General features: G+C 47.6%; 23 protein-coding genes and 1 pseudogene. 19 read left to right on the top strand and 5 right to left on the bottom strand.

Annotated elements, in window-relative coordinates; genetic code table 11:
• Positions 1-242: 242 nt before the first annotated feature.
• The 4 genes from CU081_RS00820 to CU081_RS00830 all read right to left on the bottom strand — a co-directional run bounded on the left by CU081_RS00820 (position 243) and on the right by CU081_RS00830 (position 4020).
• A complete protein-coding gene (locus tag CU081_RS00820) occupies positions 243-1118 on the bottom strand; it encodes a GTPase family protein (RefSeq protein WP_039268712.1) in 876 nt (291 codons plus the stop codon).
• A 203-nt stretch (positions 1119-1321) separates the two neighbouring features.
• On the bottom strand, positions 1322-1618 hold the full coding sequence (locus CU081_RS26100) for a hypothetical protein (protein WP_123839383.1): 297 nt from the start codon (positions 1616-1618) through the stop codon (positions 1322-1324).
• A 93-nt stretch (positions 1619-1711) separates the two neighbouring features.
• The gene (locus CU081_RS00825; protein ID WP_110921105.1) at positions 1712-2650 is read right to left on the bottom strand and encodes a lipase family protein; all 939 of its coding nucleotides are present in this window, start codon (positions 2648-2650) and stop codon (positions 1712-1714) included.
• A gap of 452 nt (positions 2651-3102) precedes the next feature.
• Positions 3103-4020 carry a hypothetical protein gene (locus tag CU081_RS00830; protein WP_012543045.1) on the bottom strand — a complete coding sequence of 306 codons (918 nt, stop codon included), beginning with the start codon at positions 4018-4020 and terminating at the stop codon, positions 3103-3105.
• Between the two features lie 415 nt (positions 4021-4435).
• On the opposite strand from CU081_RS00830, the gene CU081_RS00835 reads away from it, so the two are divergent.
• Positions 4436-5014: a YagK/YfjJ domain-containing protein gene (locus CU081_RS00835; protein WP_039268710.1), complete on the top strand. Its 579-nt coding sequence runs from the start codon at positions 4436-4438 to the stop codon at positions 5012-5014.
• A gap of 107 nt (positions 5015-5121) precedes the next feature.
• Positions 5122-5331, top strand: coding sequence for a helix-turn-helix transcriptional regulator (locus CU081_RS00840; protein ID WP_021571980.1), 210 nt, complete (start codon positions 5122-5124; stop codon positions 5329-5331).
• Positions 5332-5551: 220 nt separating this feature from the next.
• On the opposite strand, the gene CU081_RS00845 is transcribed toward CU081_RS00840, so the two are convergent.
• Positions 5552-6160: a DUF1062 domain-containing protein gene (locus CU081_RS00845; protein WP_039268709.1), complete on the bottom strand. Its 609-nt coding sequence runs from the start codon at positions 6158-6160 to the stop codon at positions 5552-5554.
• 969 nt (positions 6161-7129) lie between these two features.
• Between CU081_RS00845 and CU081_RS00850 the strand changes: the two genes are divergently transcribed.
• From CU081_RS00850 to CU081_RS00940, 17 genes and pseudogenes are all read left to right on the top strand, one after another.
• Positions 7130-7564 (top strand): VOC family protein, encoded by a 435-nt coding sequence (locus CU081_RS00850; protein WP_039268708.1) that lies wholly within the window; start codon positions 7130-7132, stop codon positions 7562-7564.
• A 60-nt stretch (positions 7565-7624) separates the two neighbouring features.
• Positions 7625-8443, top strand: a complete 819-nt coding sequence (locus CU081_RS00855) for a GNAT family N-acetyltransferase (protein WP_039268707.1) — start codon at positions 7625-7627, stop codon at positions 8441-8443.
• 39 nt (positions 8444-8482) lie between these two features.
• Positions 8483-9055: a DUF1349 domain-containing protein gene (locus CU081_RS00860; protein WP_039268706.1), complete on the top strand. Its 573-nt coding sequence runs from the start codon at positions 8483-8485 to the stop codon at positions 9053-9055.
• Between the two features lie 38 nt (positions 9056-9093).
• Positions 9094-10350, top strand: a complete 1257-nt coding sequence (locus CU081_RS00865) for a multidrug efflux MFS transporter MdtM (RefSeq protein ID WP_039268705.1) — start codon at positions 9094-9096, stop codon at positions 10348-10350.
• Positions 10351-10374: 24 nt separating this feature from the next.
• Positions 10375-10767: a VOC family protein gene (locus CU081_RS00870; protein WP_039268704.1), complete on the top strand. Its 393-nt coding sequence runs from the start codon at positions 10375-10377 to the stop codon at positions 10765-10767.
• Positions 10768-11217: 450 nt separating this feature from the next.
• Entirely contained in the window at positions 11218-11388 is a 171-nt protein-coding gene (locus CU081_RS26410) for a GNAT family N-acetyltransferase (RefSeq protein WP_230020111.1), read from the top strand.
• A 339-nt stretch (positions 11389-11727) separates the two neighbouring features.
• A complete protein-coding gene (locus CU081_RS00890) occupies positions 11728-11985 on the top strand; it encodes a YjhX family toxin (protein ID WP_039268703.1) in 258 nt (85 codons plus the stop codon).
• 10 nt (positions 11986-11995) lie between these two features.
• Positions 11996-13633 (top strand): class I SAM-dependent methyltransferase, encoded by a 1638-nt coding sequence (locus tag CU081_RS00895; RefSeq protein ID WP_039268702.1) that lies wholly within the window; start codon positions 11996-11998, stop codon positions 13631-13633.
• Between the two features lie 168 nt (positions 13634-13801).
• Entirely contained in the window at positions 13802-14011 is a 210-nt protein-coding gene (locus tag CU081_RS00900) for a zinc ribbon domain-containing protein (protein ID WP_252771158.1), read from the top strand.
• 47 nt (positions 14012-14058) lie between these two features.
• The gene (locus CU081_RS00905; RefSeq protein ID WP_039268700.1) at positions 14059-14451 is read left to right on the top strand and encodes a VOC family protein; all 393 of its coding nucleotides are present in this window, start codon (positions 14059-14061) and stop codon (positions 14449-14451) included.
• Positions 14452-14694: 243 nt separating this feature from the next.
• A pseudogene (locus tag CU081_RS26805) lies at positions 14695-14775 on the top strand (putative zinc ribbon protein); the annotation flags it as partial.
• Between the two features lie 160 nt (positions 14776-14935).
• Complete coding sequence (locus CU081_RS00915; protein ID WP_039268699.1) at positions 14936-15535, top strand: DUF1819 family protein; 600 nt, start codon at positions 14936-14938, stop codon at positions 15533-15535.
• The gene (locus CU081_RS00920; RefSeq protein WP_001201808.1) at positions 15532-16146 is read left to right on the top strand and encodes a DUF1788 domain-containing protein; all 615 of its coding nucleotides are present in this window, start codon (positions 15532-15534) and stop codon (positions 16144-16146) included. Before CU081_RS00915 ends, CU081_RS00920 begins: the two co-directional genes overlap by 4 nt.
• A 122-nt stretch (positions 16147-16268) precedes the next feature.
• A complete protein-coding gene (gene brxC, locus CU081_RS00925) occupies positions 16269-19970 on the top strand; it encodes a BREX system P-loop protein BrxC (RefSeq protein WP_039268698.1) in 3702 nt (1233 codons plus the stop codon).
• Positions 19971-20071: 101 nt separating this feature from the next.
• On the top strand, positions 20072-21826 hold the full coding sequence (locus tag CU081_RS00930; RefSeq protein WP_039268697.1) for a DUF262 domain-containing protein: 1755 nt from the start codon (positions 20072-20074) through the stop codon (positions 21824-21826).
• Positions 21827-21912: 86 nt separating this feature from the next.
• Positions 21913-23847, top strand: a complete 1935-nt coding sequence (gene pglX / locus CU081_RS00935) for a BREX-1 system adenine-specific DNA-methyltransferase PglX (protein ID WP_058647527.1) — start codon at positions 21913-21915, stop codon at positions 23845-23847.
• Positions 23848-23869: 22 nt separating this feature from the next.
• A complete protein-coding gene (locus CU081_RS00940) occupies positions 23870-24319 on the top strand; it encodes a hypothetical protein (protein WP_123839382.1) in 450 nt (149 codons plus the stop codon).
• The last annotated feature ends 4 nt before the right edge of the window (positions 24320-24323 follow it).

A 24323-nucleotide genomic window follows, 5' to 3' on the forward strand; every position in this document is an offset into this window, starting at 1 on the left:
AAAGATTTCTCCTGAGAAGTTAACTCTCTGAATTAATACTGATTACTTTAAAGGAAGGAGTGGACAGGGTATGGACAACATCGGAACTATTTTTTATGAGCAGTCCGGGCTTGTGGGCGCTCATCTGACAGATAATGATACTTCGCCTGATTTAATTGTTGGTAAAACTCAGTGGACAGGACATGTCCACAATCAACAAATCATTAACAACCAGTTCATCATTCGCATAGAAAATTGCGATGTCAGAAGAATATCCAGTCCCAGACGGCCCGAGCGACCGACACCACCGCATCACGCACGCTACGGATCACCGTTTTCAGCGATGCAGGCAGGAACGACGATGACTCAGCCGTATCAAAAACCCGGCCCACAGCGTCGCCGAAACTGTCACGGGCCTGCGACTTTACCGGCTCTGTGCAGTGTCTCCCGTGCAGTTGTGTCACCACCGGACTGGTGGCGCGGTCAGGCAGACAGCGCATCATGTTTGCCACCATCTCCTCAATGCCCCATCCAGTGCGGGCTGACACCACACAAACCGGATGATGCGGTTTAAACATAGCCATAATTGCAGCCTGCTTCGCTTTAAGATTTCCCAGTTGGTGCGGTGAAGGTTTGCTGGTAAGGGTATCCCATTCATGACAGGGTTCTATTTTGTCGGCCTGGTTAATCACAAACAGTACCTTTTGCCTGTAAGTTTGCATCACACCGTGCCAGAACTGCTCGTCCACGGTCAGTGCCCGATCATCGGCTTTAATGACCCAAAGCACCAGGTCCAGTTCCGGCAGCATACGACGGTACAGGGCCCGGTATTCATGATCCCGCTGCCCGTTTTCACCTACACCCGGTAAATCGACAATCATCAGACTGTGACTACCACTTCGTAGGCGAAAGCGCAGTACGTCGCGAGTGCAGGCATTCACGTCACTCACCGGAGACACTTCCCCCCGGAAAAGTTCGTTGCAGAGAGAGGATTTACCTGCACCACTTTTGCCCATGATGCCAATCACCGGCTCGTAATGGGTCAGGTTCTGGATACGTTCAAGAATAAGCTGGCGAAGCGTGTGCGGAAGCGACGCGAGCGGTTGTTCAAGGGCCTGAAGGCCATCAGGTTTATTCATACAGTAGTCTCAGCGTGAAGAATTAAAAACCCCGCGTTCCAGTCAGGAAGGCAGGGATTCACTGAGATAATATCTGTCTGAAATTATTTGGAATATTAGGTTAACACGTAAAGGAAATTGTGCAATCCAGAACTGAAAGATGTCCGCTTAGTGCCAGAAGCAGACATTATAAAAAGAATAAAGAGTAATTTCGTGTCAGATCATTAGTACTCAAATGTAACTCCAGTCATTGCTTTTAAGAACTGGCAAAGGTCATCCCCAGCATCCTCAATCGTATAAAAACTAGCAGAGTCTACACATCCGGATTTACGCTCATTAAGACGGGCAATGAATGACGGTGTTGGATCTTGTCCTGTTAGGCTTCTGAACCTGACAGCATCAACACGCCAGCGATACATATCCCCATATCGCTGTACTCCCCTGATGCCTGTACGGGTGTTTATCGTGGCTTTAATAGAAATTGGCATAACAGAATCTCCATTACTTGGAATGACAGCCATGGTTGCATAGTTTCCGTGAAATTTTACAAAAATTCATGCGCATATAATGATTTTATCCTATGCATAAACCGGCCCAAATTGAGTACATAGCATTCATTTAAGTTGTTCATTTGTTAGTCTTTTCATGGGAACAAGTTCCAATTCAGCGCCAACTGCCCCTGCCGTTACCCCTAATTCTTTACGGTAAATTTCCATAAAATGTGACTTGCCAAGCCCACATAAGCACCATAACCAACGGAAGATCGAAGTAAACGGACACTCCAAAAAACTTGGGTCCCGATAATGGTTACCATCGGTATTCAGTTCTAAAGGGTAGTCTACATAGCGGAATGTTAAAGGTGGGACCGTCGGAACGGGATCGCCTGCATGACGAACCTGAATTGGGTACTTGAACTTTCTATCAATACATCCACGAACATTACTGCTCCGTGGCGCACCATAAATAAATATTCTAGCTACCTGGCCAACTCTGAGGAACTGCTGTGAGAGAAAGGCTACAGCCCCTCCAAGAGAATGACCAGATAGATACACCTCTTCGACATGACCAAAGCCGCGCAGGGTTAACTCTGTATTGATAAGGGCAGAAATACGATACGCCTCTATTAAAAAACCTCGGTGAAAAAGGCCCGGATTACGATCGGATATTCTTTTTGTCCATGGAAAACCGCCTCCAGGTATGGACACTTTTTTTGCCTGAAAATTAGTGTACCAGTCGGCGCCTAATGTAAATTTAGTTCCTCTGAAAGCGATAAACAATCTTTTTCCAAAAACATGTCCTATGGCTACAACTTGCTCGGTTGTGACAATAAAACTTTGTGGCAACTCACCTTCATTCCGTTGCCGTGATACGTAGGGTGTTATGTCTACACTACTTGCCATCTTACGTTTAAGAATTTGCTTGTAAGCCTCGCTAGAAATGATCTTCGCACGCTTGTTAGAGCCTATCTCTGTTTCGGGTACATGGTGATACGCCAGTTCAGCAAACATAGCGCAGACGTAGTTTAGCTTGTCCCTTTGCTGTCCTTGGGTCATGTTCGTATCCGTATCAATTCGATACAGAATGTCCTGAACCTCTTCTATTGCATAAGTGTACAAATCGGCTCCCCTCTAACGAATCTGGCTGATGCAACCCACACATTGAATGCATGTAATACCGATATCATCGGTAAAAACTACGAAATCTTGAACTTGCTCTTTCATGTTAGGGCCACTTCAAAGGCATATAAAACACATTCAATGGCGATTCAAATTACTTGGCCTGAATGTTTAGATAATGACTGAAAAAGTCCGCTCCTCGCTCACAGCGGACCTTCAGATCAGTCAGTTTGTACGCTTCGAGCCAGAAGTAAAAGTTCTAACTTCCATGCCTCGGCTACGGTGCTCTGTACGTAACGGGCAAGAGAGAGACAGCTATAGAACCTTGGTCGATTAAGATTCATAACAATACTGAGAAATCAGACGAAGAAACCGCTGGGATCACAACGCTATTTAGCAGATCGCCGATAAGATTTCGCCGCTTGCCAGGCATGTTTCATCTTCTCAATAAACTCCAGCTTCTCTTCAGGTTGGACGTTCCACACATCTATAGCCGCAATAATCATGTCATAACGCATAGAGGTATTATAAGGGCGAAGATAGCCTGCTATTCGTCCTTTTCCTTTGAGATAGTCCCAGAGATAGACTAACTGAATTTCGTCATCACGTGACATCCAGTCAAAATCTGTCAGAAAAAAATCATATTGCTCAAGCCAGCGCTCATGCAGTTTTTTGAAATAAGAGATCTTATCTCCAAGTGAGCATGGCGCTTCATCAATGTACCTCATCACACCATTGATGAGTTCACGCTCAGTTACCGGAGTGGGGTTATACAGAGAGGTACTAGCTCCCGCGTTCAGATAAAATCGGGAGAAAACGCGTTTCGGTTTCTTTAAAGCAGTGGCCTGTGGATTTGTTATCAGGTCCCAATCTATATCGTCCAGGTCAGTATTCAAATTAGAGAAATCAAGATTTGTGAAGATATTATCGTCCATTAAAAGAGAATTAAAACTACCAGAACAACCGACGTCATTCCCCAACCCACCAAGCGTCAGCCCTGCAGATAATACTGGGTATTCAAAAATATAATGGTGAGCAAACCACAATGCTCTTGGTGTACCTTTGAAACAATCAAAATAATCTTTATCAATCAGTAGCAGCTCAGCCCATTCTTTAAGAGTTTTCCGACCAACTTTGATCCTGTCCTGATCGCCCAGGAAATGCCGTTCAAGGATCTCAGAGATTAAACGTCGAAACTGATCCGGCGAATCATAAGTACTCCACTGTAAGGAGTAATCAGTGTTGGAAAGCGCACCAAGCATTTTTAGATACATTATCTCGTAGCGGATCATATCGTAATGCAACATCGTCTCTTCCCTCTAATTCTGGCTCCTGGACACAGATTAGCATGAGCATCTTTTAGGTAGAGGGAGGCGGGTCACAGGCTGAGGAATGGCTGATTTTTTACTGATATCCCCCTGATTCTATTGTGATAATACTCTGACACCTTACTGCATTATTCCTGTGATTTTTACCCTAGGATCGTCCTCTGTTCACCTCATTAGCATCGTTCAACAGCAAATATGAACATTTGGGTTTTTAGTATAATTAAGGGGGACTCCCTGTCTCTATACCACCCTGTTCATAGCTCCTTCCCCCAATCATTAACCCTGCCTGTATTCCCCTGGATACACACTTTCCTTTATCTGCTGCATCCCCGCTTCTCTTAAAAATTACATCTTATCCCAATCCTTTGTACTCCACCTGACAAAGGATAAATCAATGCACACACCTTACCCTTTTAATTCCAGGTACACGATGAACTGGTTTCTACTGTCTCTACTCAATGACCACCTGAATCAGCTACTGAACCGATACTCCCGAATACAGGCACTCAGACTCGACCTGTTCTATCAGAAAGGTACAGAGCGTTATAAACGTCATTCATGGAACGATACCGAGCAAGAAGTACGTATGCTGGTTGAACGCACCCTGCAGCACACAAAACTGGCAGGGTATTTCTGGGTACTCGAGAACTCTGTAGATCACGGGTGCCATGTCCATATCGTGTTCTATCTCGACAGGCACCTTAACCAGGCTACCTACCCAATAGCTGAGAGAGTTGGAACAATATGGCGGGAAATAACGCAACGAGAAGGCTATTACAACCGCTGCGAGTACAAACCCACTTATGAAGTCAATATTGATAAGCCGGTGAACTACGGTGATACCGAAGCCATCCATAACCTGCGCTACATCATCAGCTACCTTGCCAAAGAAGAACAAAAGCACGGTCACTATCACTACGGAGCCAGTGAGGTACCGTCGCCCAGCGGACTGGGGCGTCCTCGCGCGGTATAACTCACGTTCTGCACTTTTTTACGTATCAATCCATTGATGTGGAAGGGCTGGTGGTAACGAGCAATCACCCACCAACTCGGGCTAATCCCACAATGGAAGACAGCATCATGACAGAACATATTTCTTTGCTCGATGATCAACTGGTGGATATGCGGTTCATCACGAAGCTAACGGGGCTGACAGATAAATGGTTTTACAAGCTGATAAAAGATGGTCTGTTTCCGAGACCAATTAAGCTGGGCCGCAGTTCCCGCTGGAAGCAAAGCGAAGTCGAATTATGGTTACAGCAGCGCATTACGGATTCGCGCGGCCAATGATAGAACCCATTCAATTAAGCTACGCTTTTGCCAATACCCCAATCCTTAAAACACCATTCAGACTCGGCACAATTCAAGCGATATCCTCTATCACCCCATTCACTAAAGTTCTCAATTCAGAAGCTGAAAAACAGAAGCCCACCCTATCCCTGGCCTATCCGTTGTTATGTAGAACGGCTGCCATACTGACGTTTATTTCATAGGGTGAGCTTCTTATTTTTTAACGACGTGTCAGAACAATCCTGCGCCGGGCATATAACGTTTCCGTAGACAGCTGGAATTCATATTCCGCTGCCTTCAGCTTTCTCGATTTAAGCATCTTCATCGTAACGCCACCGATCTGCCCTGCTTTCACCCTTCTCTGAATCTCACCAGCGCTAAGCATGAGCTGCTGCTTCAAAATCGACAGCAGACTTACCTGAAATGAACGGGAGATCCTGACACTAACGCGAACCCGCTGGTGGGCGGAGATGCTTAACTGCCAGCGCTCCTGAACGGTAAAATCAGGCCGACCCGATAGCTCGGCGTTGTTCCGCTTCAGCGTCGCGATATCACAGGCAAAATGTTGAACCGTGGCGGCATCGTTTGTCATTAGCCGATGATAAAGCTGGCGGTCAATTTTGCTGACGTGCAGACGCGAAAACAGGTAGATATTCCAAGTGTAATCACAGTGTGTGCATTTATAGATACTCCACACGTCCAGCACCTTCTTTTGCGAATTAACCCGAAATGCACCTGACGGCATGAAGTCCCGTTTAATGTTGCATGAAGGGCATCGTTTCGCGATGCGCTGATACCCCACAGGCGTGACGGTCCATGTAACTTTCATAACGTACCTTTTTTAACCCATACAAAATCGGATCCGTACTGAACGGACCATGAATGTTTGTGTATGAAAAATATTTAAGAGATATTTTTCAGCGGGTTAAAAAAAGATTTCCAACGCTACAATCCTGTAGATGTTCAACGAGATAAGTCGAGACTATCAAAATGGCGCTTTTTAGGTAAATGAGTTCAATCAATATTTATGGTGGTTAATCACGCTACTTAACCCCCGGGAATCCCCCGACCAGGATGTAATTGCATTGATGGCTAATCAGAAGCAATTATCTCTCCAGTTCTCATGAGCGCCTATCAATTAGCAGTACTGGATAGTCCTAGCTTGTTTATTATTTTAGTGCGTATTATTCGGAAGGCATTATTTAAATAAATGCTAAACAACCATTTATTTATTATGGATATACTGATTTTATCCGTTAACCTGTTTTGGCTAACAAACGAACAGCTCTCAAGCAGGAAACTGTCAACTCGGAAGGAAAACGTTTAGCCGCTAGTGGCTTGTTCTTACCGCCTTAACCGTTACGTTAGCACCGGGGCAACTAACCTTGCTCATAAGTGCCTTGTTTGTGGAATGATTCTTTTTTCATTGTGTAGCAGCCCGTGCAGGCGGCTCTTTTTCAGGAGGCAGCATGCCACTCAATAAAATGAAGCGTCATGCCATACTCCACACGCTCTCTATACCTGAACGTAAACTACGCCCCGTAAAATGGCTTGCTCTTATCTCATCCCTGCTCGTTATATTACAACTGGCAATTGAGAGCCTGGTCATAAGCGAATAACGGAATAGCAATTCCTGTACAAAGACCAAATCTGGAATGATTTTCTGATACCTGTCGGGTACAAAGCACAAAACTTAACGTATTTTTTTTCAACAACACAAGCATTACGTAGATTTGTGCATCTGTTGAGTTTCACAGGTATAGACCTGACCGACGGAGTCTGAAAAAGGAAACGAATCATGGATAACTATACGCTACATCGTGGCAGACTTATCGACCATATCCAGCTCGTGGTAAACAACTTTGCCGCAAGCAAAGCATTTTACATTGCTGTTCTGGCGGAACTTAAGATCCCCATGGTTATTACCGATGACGATTATATCTGGGCTGACGAACTGGTCATTTCGTCGGTAAAAAGTTCGGAGTCTGGCGGGGTGCCTACAGGACGGCACCATCTGGCCTTTCAGGCCGCAGACCGTGAATCGGTGAACGCGTTTTACCACGCAGCACTAAATCATGGCGGACGTGATAACGGCGCACCTGCCGAACGCACCTATCATCCCGGATACTATGCCGCTTTTGTTCTGGATCCGGACGGTAACAACATCGAAGCTGTTTACCATGGTGAGGGCGATCGCAGTGCCCGCTCTGTAGAAATCAGCTTCACTGTCTGAGAAAACAGGGAGCATATTTTCCCCTGTAGCTCCCGGTAATCGCAATGGAGAGCTTTATCAATGACCGTAATTCCGGTATCAGCCCTTGAATGCAGCATTACTGAGCTGTGCCGTATTCTTGCAGACAGCTTTAATGAATCATTGACACCATTTGCGTTGCCACCGGAAATGTTTGCTTCACGTTTCATTTCCGAAGGACTCAGCCTTGAAGACTCGTTTGTCTGGCTGGTCAATGATAACCCGGCGGCAATAGCCATCGTAACCCGCAGAATGGACAAAGCGCGTCTGGCAGCATTTGGTGTGTTGCCTGAGTACCGGAGCCAAGGACTGGCAAAACAGATGCTTACTCCTCTGTTTACCTCCTTAAAAGAGAAAAAGTTATCCAGCGTGAGGCTGGAAGTGATGCGCGAAAATACCCGGGCAATCGCTCTCTATCACGCGCTCGGTTTTCAGGTTCGCCGACATCTGTGCAAATACCGGGGAGATCCACAGTCTCGTCCGGAAATACCTTCAGGAGATATGGAATCCAAGACTGCTAATGACTTCCTGCGTACCGTCTGGTCTGCACCAGATGATGATCTTCCCTGGCTGGCCAGCCCCCTGCAGCTCTTGTCTATTCCCTGCGACATCCTCAGGGATAACGAACATGCATGGTGTGCTGTCGCGGAGTTCATGGGACAACCTCAGCTCCGCTGTTTGTTTGTGGAACCGGTGTATCGTTACCAGGGACGGGCTAAAAGAATGCTTCAGAAAATCAATGCCAGATGGCCTGGCATAGGTACATCAGCCGCGATCCCAGAAACGCTGGCACCATTATTTACTGCGGCGGGTTATCAGGCTGAACCGTTATGCCAGTATGAGATGGAACTGACATTTTAAATATCGTCATGCTCCGTTCCGCATGACAGGAGAACAATGATGAGTTGCAAGTTTGAATGGATCAATGAGCCCGCCGTATGGTGCTACGAAAATAACGCCCTGTCAGTAATCACAGATGAGCATACTGATTTCTGGTACCGTACCTGGTACGGGTTTGAGCGTTTTACCGGCCACATCTACGCTACTGATGTAACAGGTGATTTTACTTTTCAGGTCAGGATCCGCGCAGACTTCACCACACTCTATGACCAGGCCGGAATTATGATGCTCTCTGACGAACAGCACTGGCTCAAAGCTGGCATCGAATTTAACGATGGAGCACCTGCAATCGGGAGTGTACTCACGATGAGAAATTCCGACTGGGCTACAGGACTCTTTCCTGGGGATCCGAAGGAATTCTGGCTGCGTCTGACCCGTAAAAAAGATGCGTTACGACTGCAGTACTCCTCAGATGGACAGCACTGGCCATTACTTCGCTTATGCCATTTCCCTACAGGCCCTGTAAAAACGGGCATCATGTGTTGTACACCTCAGCGCAAGGGGTTGGAGGTAGAATTTCTTGATCTCAGACTGACTCCTGCGATGGATAAGGACCTGCACGATCTAAGTTGATAATAATCATTCAATAATAAAAAACGGAGAACCCGTTTATGAAGCCATTTTCGGGACGCATTGGCAGGTATGGCAGCGTGCTATTATTTCCACTGGCGATGATCATCTACGATTTTTCAGCCTACCTGACAACGGACCTTATTCAGCCGGGCGTCATTAACATTATAAATGAGTTACAGGCGGATGTTACGCTGGCTCCAGCATCAGTCAGTTTGTATATGGCAGGCGGACTGGCGCTACAGTGGCTCCTGGGGCCACTCTCCGACAGGATTGGCCGCCGCCCGGTCCTGCTCACGGGTGCAATGATCTTTGCCTTAGCCTGCCTGAGCATGCTGTTTGTCACCTCGATCGAACAATACTTCGTCGCCCGCTTTATTCAGGGCACCAGCATCTGTTTTATCTCCACCGTTGGTTATGTATCAATACAGGAGGCCTTTGATGAAAAAGATTCCATCAGGATCATGGCTGCGCTGACCTCCATTGTTCTGCTCGCCCCAGTTATCGGGCCGGTGGCCGGCGCTGCGCTGATGGCGTTCATTCACTGGAAACTGCTCTTTGCCATCATCGGTGTGTTTGGTCTGGTAGCATGGTTCTTACTACTGTTCAAAATGCCGGAAACAGTTATATCTCAGGGAAGAGAATTCAAACCGGGTGAAGTGCTGTCAGATTTCATCGCGGCATTTCGCCATCCAGTGGTGCTGACCGGCTCACTGGCAGTCGCTTTTGGTAACCTGCCTATCATCACCTGGGTAGCGCTCTCCCCCGTGATCCTGATTGAGCACGGGGGTATGTCTCCCGGTACCTATGCCTGGACACAGGTGCCCGTGTTTAGTGGGATCATTATCGCCAGTGCGATCGTAGCGAATTTTATCAAAGACCCGACTTCACCGCGTTTTATCTGGGGTACAGTCCCGATACAGTTTGCTGGCTTGCTGGCTTTGCTGGTCGGTAACCTGCTATGGCCACACGTCTGGCTATGGTCAGTACTGGGAACGAGCTTTTATGCCCTGGGTATTGGACTGCTCTATCCGGTGCTGTTTCGCTTTACGCTCTTTTCTCATAACCTGCCAAAAGGCACCGTTTCTGCCACGCTGAATATTCTGGCGCTCGGCATAATTGCTCTTAGCATTGAAATAACCCGCTGGGTTTACTTCCATGCTGGCGGCAGGATTGCTTTCCACTGCGCGGCGCTGCTGGCCGGTATAGCCGTCATCATATCAGTTTCCCGCCTGCTTAAACTGCGTGGGCAGCATCAGAGCCAGTTAGAATCACCGTCAGGCTGTCAGGAACAATAATACAAAAGTGAGTAAGGAGGGTTTATGTTTTCTTATGTGATGCTGGGTACTAACGATCTACCACGCGCCATCCGATTCTACGATCCGTTGATGGAATTGCTTGGGCATCCTAAGGCAGGCCGGAATGAAGAAGGCGCATCCTGGGGGACGTTCAGCGATAACCATACCATCGGATTGTGCGTCGGCAGGCCCTTTGACAGGCAGCCCGCCGGGGTTGGTAATGGCACGATGGTGGCGCTGAACGCCCGTTCTATTGAACATATCAGTCAGTTGCATGAGCTTGCCCTTAGTCTGGGAGGCGCGGATGAGGGTGCGCCGGATCACAGGCCGCAGTACGGACAAGGATTCCATAGTGCTTATGTACGCGATCCGGATGGCAATAAGCTGGCGTTTGTGTTCTATGCCGATGAGGGTTGAACATTAAACTGACAGTTTTCGTGTTGTGTATGAAAGCGGCGACGCACCGGACATAGTCAGAGAGTAGCCGTCGGGCGTAGCGTCAGGCGGTAACTCTTATAGTCGCAGAGACTGTGGCAGGAGAATCATTAAACAGGAAGTCTTATGCAAATAAGATCGCCAAGATGCATCATTCGACCATTTCAGCCACACGACATTGATAGTTTTATGGTGTATCGCAATGATGCTGAGTAGATGAAATATCAGGGGTTTAAGGGGCTAACAAAAAGGGCCTATGAAGCAGCATTGCTGGGTGTCCTTACACTTGATCGTGGCATACAATTGGCCATCATCAACAAACTGACGGAGGTTTTGATTGGTGATATCTATTTACGTCAGTAATGCGATGTATTTTGGCTCGGCTATACCATCAGCCCCGCTTATGCTCGTCAGGGATATGCAATTGAAGCAATTACCGCCGCGATCGACTGGATTAAAGGGAACGGTTTTCCACTCATCAAAGCCGGTGTAGATCCGGAAAATACCTCTTCAATAAAATTACTTATCAGGACTGGCTTTCATTTTTCAGGCATCGAAGAGGGTGAGCATATTTATGTTCTGGATTTAACAAAAGGAGAATAACCTCCGGAGGGGAAAAGCCAATGAGGCCATATAAGGGGTACTAAAACCTGCATTCGTCAGTGCACCTGCCTTTTTTCAGTAAATGAGCTGGCGTTCGATTTCCGAAGTACATCACACTTTTTCTACTGAAACATATCCCTGCTAAAACCACGTGTTATTATTCGCTCCGTAAATACCTTTCAACTCTACCCGAGGCTTTGATGCTGGAGAATGTAATCATCCGATAATCAGCTTACCGACCTTTTCAGGCCGGACTGATTATCAATGCGCCGAAATCGAATGCGGACACTGCCGTGTGTTTGCACGTTTTGCACATGATGATTAAACAGGTTCTTCAGTATGAATTTATCCCGTCAGGAACAACGTACCTTACACGTTCTCGCTAAAGGTGGACGTATTGCGCACGTCCGCGATTCTTCAGGCCGCGTCACTTCCGTTGAATGCTACAGCCGCGAAGGGCTGTTGCTGACCGACTGCACGCTCGCCGTCTTCAAAAAAATCAAAACCAAAAAACTTATCAAGTCCGTCAATGGTCAGCCCTACCGCATCAACACCACCGGGCTGAATAACGTTCGCGCTCAGCTTGATAACCGCTAAGGAGAGCATAATGGATATCAGCACCCTTATTTCCTCATCCCGACACATTCAACTGTCGGCGGAGGAGAGCAAAATTCCCTGGGACGAACCGGCCTTTAGCCAGCGCATGCTCGCGAACCATTTGTCGCAGGATCACGACTGGGCCAGCCGCAGGCAGGAGGTCATTGAGCGGCAGGTGAATTGGATCGCCAGCCTATTACCCCCAGGCGCACGTATTCTCGATCTCGGCTGCGGTCCCGGCTTTTACACCCACCGCTTAGCAGAGCGTGGATTTCACTGCACCGGCGTGGATTTCTCACCGGCATCTGTGAACTGGGCTCGTCAGCAGGCGCAGAATGCCGGATTGAATATCGACTATGTCCAGCAGGATATCCGCGCATACTGGCCGGATAAATCGTTCGATTTCATCATGATGACGTTCGGGGAACTGAATGTATTTAGCACGGCAGATGCGCGCTCGCTCGTCAGCCGATGCGCGCTGTGGCTGGAGCCGGGTGGAAGGCTGCTCACTGAAGTCCATACTTTCGACGAAGTTAAACGTCAGGGAATGGCTGAACCGAGCTGGCAACGCTGTCCGGACGGGTTGTTTCTGGGCGTCCCTCACCTACTGCTGACGGAACATGGCTGGGATGAGGAAGCACAGACCAGCTCAACGCAGTTCTGGGCCATAGAGGCAAACGGCCAAACCACCCGTTTCGGCAGCCAGATGACGGCCTGGCGCGATGACGAGTACGTCAGCCTGCTCGACAATGCCGGGTTTGCCCTGCTTCCTCCTCTTGAAAGCCACGACTGGCCAGTCAGCGAGACATTCGAAAGGAAGCTGTTTGTTCTGCTGGCTGAAAAAGCAAATATCTCAGAGAAACACCCTCTTAATACTCAACGCAATAAAAGGAATTCCAAATTGGATATCCCACGTATTTTTACCATCAGTGAAAGCGAACACCGCATCCACAACCCGTTTACCGAAGAGAAGTACGCCACGCTGGGTCGCGTGCTGCGTATGAAACCGGAGACCCGCATTCTGGACCTCGGCAGCGGCTCGGGCGAGATGCTCTGCACCTGGGCCCGGGATCATGGCATTACGGGGACTGGCATCGACATGAGTTCGCTCTTCACCGCGCAGGCCATACACCGCGCGGAAGAACTCGGCGTCAGCGAACGCGTACATTTTATTCATGATGATGCGGCGGGTTACGTCGCCAATGAAAAATGTGACGTGGCAGCCTGCGTCGGCGCGACCTGGATTGCCGGAGGCTTTGCCGGGACAGTCGAACTGCTGGCGCAGAGCCTTAAACCGGGCGGGATCATGCTCATCGGTGAACCTTACTGGCGTCAGCTTCCGGCAACGGACGAGATAGCCCAGGCCTGCGGCGTCAGCTCGACAAGCGATTTCCTGACGCTTCCAGGGCTTGTCAGCGCGTTTGACGACCTCGGCTACGACGTGGTGGAAATGGTACTGGCGGACCAGGAAGGCTGGGACCGGTATGAGGCCGCGAAATGGCTGACCATGCGCCGCTGGCTGGAAGCCAATCCTGGCGACGACTTCGCCGCCGAAGTCAGGGCCGAGCTAAACATCTCGCCGAAACGCCACGTAACGTACGCGCGGGAATACTTTGGCTGGGGCGTGTTCGCGCTCATCGCCAGGTAACAACAGGTTCCCGGTATTTCTGACCGGAGATACCGGGGCTTCGCCTTTGCTTTGATCTGATGCATCACCTGCACAATACATATTCAGTATGTTTATTAATCAGGATATCACCATAAGGAGCATCATATGTCACAACATGAACAGTTCTGCCAGGCTTGCGGAATGCCTATGTCGGCACCCGATGCACACAGTGCCAGTGATCAATATTGTGCGTACTGCAGCGATAGCAACGGCAATCTCAAACCATGGGAAGAAGCGGTTTCAGGTTTAGCCAGCTTCCTTGATTCCTGGCAAAAAATCAGCCCGGAGGAAGCACATAAGCGTGCAAAACATTATCTGACGGCAATGCCAGCCTGGGCTCATAAAGCGGACGAGTGATTTGAACTGATTATCTACACTCCCTCTGAATCTATTCAGGAAAGCCGATGTTTTCTTACATTATGCTTGGAACCAACGACCTGCCACACGCCATTACATTCTACGATCCGCTGATGGAGATGCTGGGGTATCCCCGTGGCGGCAGGAATGAGAACGTCGCATGGTGGGGCGTATTCAACGGTAATAACACGACGGCACTGGGTATCGGCAGACCTTTTGATAAACAGGATGCCACGACCGGAAATGGTGTGATGGTCGCCCTGATTGCGCGTTCTGCCGAACACATTCAGCAGCTTCACGCGCTCGCTTTAGACCACGGCGGCACGGACGAGGGAGGACCTGGCCTGCGCCCGCATTACGGCGAAGGTTTCTACAGCGCTTATGTTAGAGCCCCCGATGGCAACAAGCTGGCTTTCGTCTATTACACCGCACAATCCTGAGTACGATAAATCGGGGGCCTCAGCGCCCCCACCTGAAACTAAACCGATCCCGCAAATTTCAGAGGAGCGTTGGACGAGTTGATAAATGCCGAGATGTCTGACTGTTTTTACGCTAGAACTCTATAGTGTGACAACCGCAGCACTATCACCCTCTCAAACCCTTTAAACCATTCAACTGCATGGCGTCTGTCTGCCATTCAGGGACGGCTTACGCCTGCGTGTTGGCTGGCTGGAGCCTAGAATATGTTTGCCAAATCCTTTCTCGCTCTCGAAGGTAACGGTGGTCTGAGCGATGCCCTTACAGCCCCTTATGATCGCTACACCTCCAAGTGTGCGGCAATATCCGTGGTAATTTATATTGCGCCTCTGAAGCGGAAAAATCACGCTGGTCGATAGCAAAGGCAAAATGTGTTTTGTCATAAGGCCATATGCTCCAATTTCGCGTATCATAACGGAGTTTTTAAACCCTGACCGTGGAGCCATTATGACCGCCAAAGAATATCTGGGTGACATCATTGGTGGCAGCCTGATGTTGCGTGAGAGCAGAGTCATCGCGGAGCTGCTGATATCCTCACCAAATGATGATCAATGGCATAATGCTATTGTAAATGACAATGTGCTGCAGAAGATCTCAGTGCACAGTGTTAAACGCATGGCTTCAACCCTGCGTAAAAGAATTCAACCGATGGGTGAGGCATTCTGGACTGAGCTACTAAAGGCCCCTGATGATGCAGCCAGACAAATGTTGCTAATGGCGACAATGTGCCAATCCCCAGTGCTGACCGATTTCATGGCAACGACACTGTCTGATGCCCGACAGATGTTTCGTGAATCATTGCGCAGCGAAGACTGGCAGGAATTTATTCTATCCCGCCAGCGTGCCATTGTCGGCTTGGATCAATATTCCGAAAGCTCAATCCAGAAAATGGGCAACAATGTATTTAAAATCCTCGCAGATAGCGGGTATCTGGAATCAGGCCGCAGTAAAAAGCTGAAAAATGTCTTCCTACTACCCCAGATAAGAGAGTGGGCAAACAGTCTCGACTGCCAAAAAGTCTACGATGTGATGGAGTCCGTCAGATGAGAGCGAAACTGGACAGTAAGCCGCAATTGTCAGCTCGTCTGGAACAAATCGAAGACCGGCTTAAAAGTGAAGGCTTCCTGAAGAACCAAGAGCTCGGTGGTGAGATCGGTTTTTATATCTTTGATTACCCACCTCAATTTGAACTTACCGTACGGGAATATCTGAGATTGACTCTGCCTCGCCTGGCTCGGCAGGGGCTGAATTTCGCTCATCTCAATCTGTTCGAAGAGGTACTGGCAATTTTGCAAGAGCGTAAATTGTTAGATAAAGCTTTTGATCTGGAACGCAAAAAAGGTACCGATGAGCTAGCCAAAGCACTTAAAGGACCTCTTGAACAAGGTCGAATTGCTAAGCATCTGATAGATAAAGTGCTTCCGGCCTCGCCTCAATTTGTATTGTTATCAGGTCTTGGCCAATGCTGGCCATTGCTACGTGGTCATAGTTTGCTTAATGCATTACATGCCCATATGGGGGCAATACCATTGGTATTGTTTTATCCGGGCAGTTACAACGGCCTCGAACTTTATCCTTTTGATCTGGACAGCGCAGAAGTGGCAACAGCCAACTACTACCGAGCTTTCCAACTGGTGCCTCACGCATCTAAGTACTGAAATTTAAACTGCTGCCGTAGCTTGTTTTTTGAGAGAATTCAAACCACTAACTTGGCCGCGAAAGAGTCATCACGTTATAGCGAGCAGAAGAGTCTCGCTGAATGATAGAGACGGAATTTTTAATGCAGATAAGAGAGCTGTTTACCAAACAACTGGATCGCCCAATCAATGGTGTGGTGAAAGCCGAACAGCTGGATGAGCAAATCATCTGGACTGAGCTTGACGAGTATGTGGTGACCCGTGAACTTGACCGCCACCTTCGTCACTTTTTTGAGACCTACCTGCCTGGTGTCAGCCATCCAGATGATCCTAATGTGGCGGGTAAAATTGGGATTTGGGTATCGGGTTATTTCGGTTCCGGTAAATCTCACTTTATAAAGATCCTCTCTTACCTGCTCGATAACAAGAAAGCTGTTAACAATGGCCAAACAAAAGCTGCCATCGAGTTTTTCAAAGAGAAAATCAGCGATCCCCTTCTTTACGGTGATATCCACGCTGCAGTTAACCGCAATACTGAAGTAATTCTCTTTAATATCGACAGCCGCGCAGATACTGAAGACAAAGAAGATGCCATTCTCAAAGTTTTCTTGCGCGTCTTCAATGAGCGCCTGGGATATTGCGCTGACCATCCTCATATCGCACACCTGGAACGTGAGTTAGATTCCCGTGGCCAATACGAGCCATTCAAAGCAAAATTTGCTGAACTCACGGGCTCAAGCTGGGAAGAACAGCGTGATGCCTATGGTTTCTGTCGTGATGAAATGGCAAAAGCCTGGGCCTATGCTACCGGCCAGTCAGATGCCTCATCGGTGCAGAGTATGGAAAATCTCGAATCCATGTTTACTCTCGACATTGCCAACTTCTGTAAATGGGTGCGGGAGTATCTCGATCGTAGCGATCCATCTGGCGACAGTAAACGCATGGTCTTTCTGGTAGATGAGGTCGGACAGTTTATCGGCAACAACACCCAGATGATGCTCAAACTGCAGACGATAACAGAAAATATCGGTACCGCTTGTGGAGGCAGAGCTTGGGTAATCGTCACTTCACAAGAAGATATCGATGCCGTACTAGGAGATCTTAGCGCTAAAAAAGGCCAGGACTTCTCCAAGATCCAAGGGCGTTTTCACACAAGGATTTCCCTTTCCTCGTCCAATACCAATGAGGTAATACAGAAACGTCTGCTCGAAAAAAGTGAAGACGCTAAAAACTGCCTGGCAGAATTGTTCAGTCAAAAAGGCGACATCCTTCGCAACCAGTTGACCTTTGATACCAGCACCACTGCTGAGCTTGCTAACTACAGTGATAATGTTGAGTTTGTTGATCACTACCCTTTTATCCCCTATCAGTATCTGCTGGTACAAAAGGTCTTCGAAGCAATCCGCAAAGTGGGGGCTACCGGTAAACATCTCTCCCGTGGTGAACGTTCTCTGCTGGATGCATTCCAGAATGCCGCACGCCAGCAGATGAACAAAGATATCGGTGTATTGGTGCCTTTCCATGCCTTTTATCCGGCAATCGAATCTTTCCTCGATACCAACGTTAAACGCATCTTCGAACAAGCGGCTGAGAAAGCAAGCCTCGATCCTTACGACATTAATATTCTTAAATCGCTGTTTTTAATCCGCTATGTCGATCTGGTCAAATCCACCATTGATAATCTGGTCACACTCTCTATTGAAGAAATAGATACCGATAAAGTGGCACTGAAAAGCCGAATCGAAGCCAGTCTACAGCGTCTTGAAAACCAGCTATTGATTGTCAGAAATGGCGATGAGTACGTATTCCTGACTAACGAAGAAAAAGAAGTCGAGCAGGAGATCAAACACACTCAGGTTGAAGCAACTGAAGAGAACCGGCAGCTGGCCCGGTTGGTGTTTGAAGAGGTAATGGGCAATCGCCGTCAGTATCGCTATCCGGTAAACAAGCAGGATTACCCTCTGACTCGCTTTTGTAACGGCCACTCTATAGACGGTAGCCAACAAACAGATCTGGTGCTCAAAGTCATTTCCCCACTGGATGCCAATTTTGACAGTTATAACGAACAATCCTACAAGGCACTGAGCCAAGAAGGGAATGGTTGTATTCTGGTACGCCTGTCGAGTGAGAAGCGGATCTGGGCTGAATTTGATACGTGGTTGAAAACTGAGAAATTCCTGGCAGGGATACGAGGTAAACGACCTGAGCAAGAGAAATTGCTGGCAGAAAAAGCACTCGAAAACACCCAGCGTCGCAGCCGTCTGAAATTACTATTCGATGATCTGGTGAAACAAGCACAGATATTCGCACTCGGTAATGAGCTGCAAAGTAAATCGGCTAGTGTCAGCAATATGCTTGATGAAGCTTGTGCCTACGTAATCGAAAACTCATTCCAAAAGCTCTCTTTACTACAAAGCTGTGGTAACAACCCGGTGCAAGAGCTGAAGTCGGTGATCATGGCCGATGACATGGCACAGCTAAATGTAAATCTCGGTGAACAAGACCCCAATGCTGCTGCAAAAAAGGAGATTGAACTCTTTTTAAATGTCGCAGATGAAAAAAATCAGCCGGTCTACCTTAAAGAATTGTTAGAGCGATTCAGTGCTCGTCCCTTCGGCTGGAACCGTGACGAAGTAATGCTACAGGTGACTCATCTGGTCTTGCTTGGTAAGGCTGCGCTATCTACACCGAATGGTGATTTGCCCCTCAAACGCAGCTACGAACATTTTACCTCGGTACGTAGCCACAGCACACTGCGTATTCGTCGAGTACGTCAGCATACAGAACAGCAAGTAGCTAAAGCGGCTAAACTGGCGAAAGATATTTTTAATAAACCCTTCGAGAGCAGCGAAAAAGAGCTGGCGACTAAGCTTCTTGACGTACTAGGCGAGTGGCAGCGGTTAATTAAAGAATTTGATTTTAAAGCTAAAGATGGGAATTGCCCTGGCAAAAGCACCCTGCTTACCGGCAGTCGATTGATCGCCAGCCTGCTTGAGCTGGGCAACAACAGTTATGCCCTAATCGATGGACTCTGCCAGCAGAGCAACGAATGGCAGGATTTTGCCGAAGATTTTGAAGAAGTCGAGGAGTTTTTCACTCGTCAGTTTGATATCTGGCAACAGTTGCGTCGAGCCCTCAACGATCAATTCAAATCCAATCGCCATGCACTGGAGCAAAACCCAGAAGCGGCTAAAGCATTATCTGCACTGCAGGCTATCTACGATGATAAATCCCCGTATAGCAAACTGCGCCAGGTGGGATCGTTAATTGATCAACTCATCGCCATTAACCTCCAACTGGTAGAACAGAAACGTGCCGCGGCTTTGGAAGCGATTAATGCAACCCAGCAAGGTGTTGCACCGCTGGTTGCTGACTTACCAGCTGAGTTACAAAACCAGGCAATGCGTCCCTTTAATCTGTTAAAAGAACGGGTCAGTAACAGCTTATCCTTACATGAGATTGTTAGCCTGCAACAAGAGGCTGATGATGAAGAAGATAAGGTCTTAGAACTGATCAACCGCTACAGCGCCGAACTTCAAGCTCGTCTGGAAGCGGAGCAAGCCGCAGCACGGAAAAAAGCGGCTGAACCGCCTAATAGCGATGCGGGTACTTTGCGAGAACCGGATCCATCAGGCTCGCCAACTACTATTGCGAATAACTCTGCTGCGACAGTGGTTAGCCACAAACCAATTCCTAAACCTATCGAACTGGTTTCACCCGCAGAATTACTCGGTGCCAGCCATATCTTTATAGAAACGGAGCAGGATATCGACACCTATCTCGCGACACTTCGCAGCCGTTTACAACAGGCAATAGGTCAGGGTAAACGAGTGCGGATCAAATAGTGTTGCGCCCAAAAGCAAGGATGTAAAACGCTCGGCCCCTTTTCTCATCAAAAGGGGCGTAAAGAGTGCTTCGAACACAACCATACGGGAAGAGATAAAACATGTACCAAACCGGTGGCACCATCGAAACGCTGCTGAACAAAGTTGAACAGCATGAATATATTTTGCCTGCAATCCAGAGAGAATTTGTCTGGCGGCCAGATCAAATCTGCCAGCTGTTTGACTCTCTACTACAAGGCTACCCGTTTGGTACCTTCCTGTTTTGGAAAATTAAAACTGAGAATCTGCGTCAGTATCAATTTTATGATTTTATGCGTGACTACCACCAGCGTGATCAAGTCCACTGTAAAAAACTAGATATCATCGGTGAAAATGATCGCATCGCGGTTCTAGATGGCCAGCAGCGAATGACGGCACTAAACATCGGGTTACGCGGTTCCTATAGTTGGAAAACTCAGGGTAAATGGTGGTCCAGTGCAGACGCCTTTATCGAACGTCGCCTCTATCTCAATCTTTTTGAATGCACAGACCCTGACAGCGGAACTCGTTATGAGTTCGAGTTCTTGAGTGAGGATGAGGCAAGCCACAACGATGAACAACACCATTGGTTTTTAGTCTCCCGTATTCTCGGTATGAATGCCTATGACGTAATGATGTCAGTCATGGAAATGAAAATGCCAGATGAACGCAAACCAGCAGCAGGTAAAGTGATTTCCCGTTTTCATGACATCATTCACAATAAACCTTTGATCAGTTACTACCTGGAAGAAGGTCAGGAGCTATCCAAGGTTCTCAATATCTTTATCCGTATGAATAGTGGCGGAACAACACTCTCCTATTCAGATCTACTGCTCTCCATCGCCGTAACGCAATGGAGCACGCTGGATGCGCGTGATGAGATTCACAAGCTAGTAGATGAAATGAACCAAATAGGTAATGGTTTTTCCTTTAGCAAGGACCTGGTGCTCAAAGCAGGTCTGATGCTGAGTGATATCGGCAACGTTGGGTTTAAAGTCGAGAACTTTAGCAAAGAGAACATGCGCAAACTGGAAGATAATTGGGAATGCATCCGTAAAGCTTTACTTCTTGCAGTCAATTTACTCAGCAGTTTCGGCTTCAACAGTTACAATCTGGGAGCAGACAGTGCCCTACTCCCCATAGCCTATTACCTCTACCATCGAGATCTGGATAACCGCTATCTATCCCGTAGCGAGTATGCTGCTGATAGGCAGGGGATCAGAGGTTGGCTAATTCGCTCTATCCTTAAACAATCCGGTATTTGGGGAAGTGGTCTTGATACGCTTCTGGCTAGCTTGCGAAGCAAGATCAAGGAACATGGTCAGCAAGAGTTTCCTTTGATAGAAATATCGATTGCAATGACAGAACGTGGCAAGAGCTTACGCTTTGATGAAGAAGAGCTACAGTCGTTGGTTGAACTCGACTATGGTAACCGTCGAACTTTTGCCTTGCTATCTCTGCTCTTTCCGGGACATGACTTCTCCCATCACTTCCATGTTGATCACATATTCCCTAGAGCTCGCTTTACCAAAAGCCAACTGAAAAAGATAGGGATGACCGATGAAACACAGATTGAAGAGTGGATGATCATGGCTAACCGGCTACCTAACCTACAGTTGTTAGAAGGGGGCCAGAACAATGAAAAACGTGAGAAGTTACCGCATGAATGGTACGAAGTAATGTGGCCGGAGCCAGCTGCCCGAGCCAATCATCTTCACTTACAGGCAATCGACTCACTTCCAGAGACTTTGGCTGGATTTGAGGCGTTCTATCATAAACGTCGTGAAATATTATTGGCGCGTTTACGTCACATTCTTAGTGAACCTCTTACGGCATAATTTCTTTTTCTGGTGAGTTACAACTCATCCAACATTGTATTCTGAATGGTGGGATACCGCCCGGATAAACCAATTTGTGAGCCTTAATGAACACTGCCAATTTAAAAAAAATAGCCCCTCGGGCTCGTACAGCATTTATCACAGCGATCAAAGCACGCGCTGCTGAATTTGGAATCACTGCCAAGGGCCATATTGAGCCGGTAATTAGCGGTGAAGTTTTGCAAGTTGCTGGATTTACGCATCCAGCCAGTTGTGCCTCTGCCCTTAAGCGCCTGCAACAACAGCTTGCAAACGATAGTTATGAGACTTTAATAGAGCATGTCGCATACACTTGGTTTAACCGCTTCTGTGCCATCCGCTTTATGGAGCTGAAAAGCGAAGAGGGATATTTAGAACACGGTGTACGTCTGCTATCACACCCTTCTCAGCCACAGGGTTTTGAAGTGTTGGATCGCGCCCCTGAGGTGATCGATTCCCTGATAACAGAAGGTGTGGCTTTGGATAAGCCCGCTCTGTTGGACTTGTTACTGGCAGGTAATGAGCAGGAGACTCTCTTCCGTGAGCTACTTCTCGGCCAATGTCACCGACTGCATCAGGCAATGCCATTTTTGTTTGAAGCCATTGATGATGAAACAGAACTCCTGTTGCCTACAGGCCTTACCCGCACTGATGCCTTCTGGCGCGAACTGGTAGATGAGATCCCAGAACTTGACTGGCAGCAAGTAGAGGTTATCGGCTGGCTTTACCAATTTTACATTAGTGAGAAAAAAGAGCAGGTCATTGGTAAGGTGGTCAAATCCGCAGATATTCCTGCCGCTACTCAGCTGTTCACGCCTAACTGGATAGTACAATATCTGGTGCAAAACTCGGTGGGACGTTACTGGCTGCAAACCTATCCTGAGTCCACACTCAAAAGCACGATGCCCTACTATATCGACCACGGCGAGCAGGCTTCCGAGGTAGTGGCACAACTGGCTGAACTTACAACCGCCAGCATCGAACCTGAATCAATACGCGTACTCGATCCAGCCTGTGGGTCCGGCCATATTCTGGTGGAAGCCTATAATGTGCTCTATCGAATTTATGAAGAACGCGGTTATCGGAGCCGCGAGATCCCAGTGCTAATACTTAAGAATAACCTCTTTGGACTCGATATCGACGACCGCGCTGCACAGCTGGCGGGTTTTGCTTTGCTAATGCGTGCCCGTCAGGATGATCGTCGTCTGTTTTCTCGTAACAATGGTTGTGATATAGACCTGAATATTTACGCCCTACAGGAAAGTCGACACCTCAACATTCAGAAACTTTGGCAAGCACTTAATCTCAATGCTGATGCGCAGCATGGCCAGACTCAAGATCTACTTACAGTAGCCCAAGCTACAGATGACCCCCGTCTGACGCTTCTAAAAGACCTGCATCAGCGTTTTCTTAATGCCAAAACACTGGGTTCCTTAATTAGTATATCTACTGAACAAGCCTCAGCTATTGAGGAGCTCTATTCCACGATTCAGGAACTCAGCAAAAATGGCGATAATATGCAACGACCTGAATCTAAAAAACTATTACCGCTGCTAGCACAAGCTCGCCTACTAGCTAAACGCTATGATGCGGTGATTGCAAATCCACCGTACATGGGCAGTAAGGGGATGAATGCGGATCTGAAAGAGTTCGCTAAGAAGCAGTTCCCTAATAGCAAGTCAGACCTGTTTGCCATTTTTATCGAACGAAATCTGGATTTAACCAAAGAGTCAGGTGTGGTAGCGATGATCACCATGCAAAGCTGGATGTTCCTTTCTTCATACGAGTCATTGCGTACCCGAATTTTGAATCAACACACTATCCTGAGTATGACCCATCTTGGGGCAAGAGGATTTGATAGTATTGGTGGAGAAGTCGTCTCAACTACTGCATTCGTATTAGGAAATTTTCACCTTTCAAGCTATCAGGGCACTTATCTCCGTTTAGTGGATGGAAACTCTGAAGCAGAAAAAGCAGCCATGTTTAAAGCAGCTATTGCTTAAAGAAATAGGGCTTAAGCAGATAATGTCAAACTCTAACCTCCACAAATTGACTCGCGCCGAGTTAGCCGACATCTATGAAAAATTGGTGCTCTATTACGAGCAGCACCAGGGGCTAACATCTGAACTGTTATCAACCCAGGTTAAAGGATATCGCAAGTTAAAGAGTGGACTTAGTCTACAAATCCAGCCTTTCTCGACTGAAAAAGAGCTGGCGACATCAACCCTACCTACTGCAGATAACAAGCAAAATCTGATCTGGTTCCATAACGCGAAGAGTAACATTTTAAAGAGTATTTTTTACCATCTGCGAAATGCAGCTGCTCATGCCGATATTGAACGAGTTGCAGGAAATCCAATCTGGTATCACATTGAACATCGTTATAAAGGCCAGCTAAAACTCTTCTGTCAAATGAAAAAGACTGACTTCTGGTGCTTTGTTGATACAGCTAAAAATCTGAAAAAAAAGCAGTAGCAAA

The sequence above is a fragment of the Enterobacter sp. CRENT-193 genome, from assembly GCF_002787395.1.
GTDB lineage: Bacteria > Pseudomonadota > Gammaproteobacteria > Enterobacterales > Enterobacteriaceae > Enterobacter > Enterobacter hormaechei_C.

What these genes read in the sequence shown, in the direction of transcription:
- CU081_RS00820 (WP_039268712.1), bottom strand. Translation starts at nt 1,118, where the DNA reads ATGAATAAACCTGATGGCCTTCAGGCCCTTGAACAACCGCTCGCGTCG.
- CU081_RS26100 (WP_123839383.1), bottom strand. Translation starts at nt 1,618, where the DNA reads ATGGCTGTCATTCCAAGTAATGGAGATTCTGTTATGCCAATTTCTATT.
- CU081_RS00825 (WP_110921105.1), bottom strand. Translation starts at nt 2,650, where the DNA reads ATGACCCAAGGACAGCAAAGGGACAAGCTAAACTACGTCTGCGCTATG.
- CU081_RS00830 (WP_012543045.1), bottom strand. Translation starts at nt 4,020, where the DNA reads ATGTTGCATTACGATATGATCCGCTACGAGATAATGTATCTAAAAATG.
- CU081_RS00835 (WP_039268710.1), top strand. Translation starts at nt 4,436, where the DNA reads ATGCACACACCTTACCCTTTTAATTCCAGGTACACGATGAACTGGTTT.
- CU081_RS00840 (WP_021571980.1), top strand. Translation starts at nt 5,122, where the DNA reads ATGACAGAACATATTTCTTTGCTCGATGATCAACTGGTGGATATGCGG.
- CU081_RS00845 (WP_039268709.1), bottom strand. Translation starts at nt 6,160, where the DNA reads ATGAAAGTTACATGGACCGTCACGCCTGTGGGGTATCAGCGCATCGCG.
- CU081_RS00850 (WP_039268708.1), top strand. Translation starts at nt 7,130, where the DNA reads ATGGATAACTATACGCTACATCGTGGCAGACTTATCGACCATATCCAG.
- CU081_RS00855 (WP_039268707.1), top strand. Translation starts at nt 7,625, where the DNA reads ATGACCGTAATTCCGGTATCAGCCCTTGAATGCAGCATTACTGAGCTG.
- CU081_RS00860 (WP_039268706.1), top strand. Translation starts at nt 8,483, where the DNA reads ATGAGTTGCAAGTTTGAATGGATCAATGAGCCCGCCGTATGGTGCTAC.
- CU081_RS00865 (WP_039268705.1), top strand. Translation starts at nt 9,094, where the DNA reads ATGAAGCCATTTTCGGGACGCATTGGCAGGTATGGCAGCGTGCTATTA.
- CU081_RS00870 (WP_039268704.1), top strand. Translation starts at nt 10,375, where the DNA reads ATGTTTTCTTATGTGATGCTGGGTACTAACGATCTACCACGCGCCATC.
- CU081_RS00890 (WP_039268703.1), top strand. Translation starts at nt 11,728, where the DNA reads ATGAATTTATCCCGTCAGGAACAACGTACCTTACACGTTCTCGCTAAA.
- CU081_RS00895 (WP_039268702.1), top strand. Translation starts at nt 11,996, where the DNA reads ATGGATATCAGCACCCTTATTTCCTCATCCCGACACATTCAACTGTCG.
- CU081_RS00900 (WP_252771158.1), top strand. Translation starts at nt 13,802, where the DNA reads ATGTCGGCACCCGATGCACACAGTGCCAGTGATCAATATTGTGCGTAC.
- CU081_RS00905 (WP_039268700.1), top strand. Translation starts at nt 14,059, where the DNA reads ATGTTTTCTTACATTATGCTTGGAACCAACGACCTGCCACACGCCATT.
- CU081_RS00915 (WP_039268699.1), top strand. Translation starts at nt 14,936, where the DNA reads ATGACCGCCAAAGAATATCTGGGTGACATCATTGGTGGCAGCCTGATG.
- CU081_RS00920 (WP_001201808.1), top strand. Translation starts at nt 15,532, where the DNA reads ATGAGAGCGAAACTGGACAGTAAGCCGCAATTGTCAGCTCGTCTGGAA.
- brxC (WP_039268698.1), top strand. Translation starts at nt 16,269, where the DNA reads ATGCAGATAAGAGAGCTGTTTACCAAACAACTGGATCGCCCAATCAAT.
- CU081_RS00930 (WP_039268697.1), top strand. Translation starts at nt 20,072, where the DNA reads ATGTACCAAACCGGTGGCACCATCGAAACGCTGCTGAACAAAGTTGAA.
- pglX (WP_058647527.1), top strand. Translation starts at nt 21,913, where the DNA reads ATGAACACTGCCAATTTAAAAAAAATAGCCCCTCGGGCTCGTACAGCA.
- CU081_RS00940 (WP_123839382.1), top strand. Translation starts at nt 23,870, where the DNA reads ATGTCAAACTCTAACCTCCACAAATTGACTCGCGCCGAGTTAGCCGAC.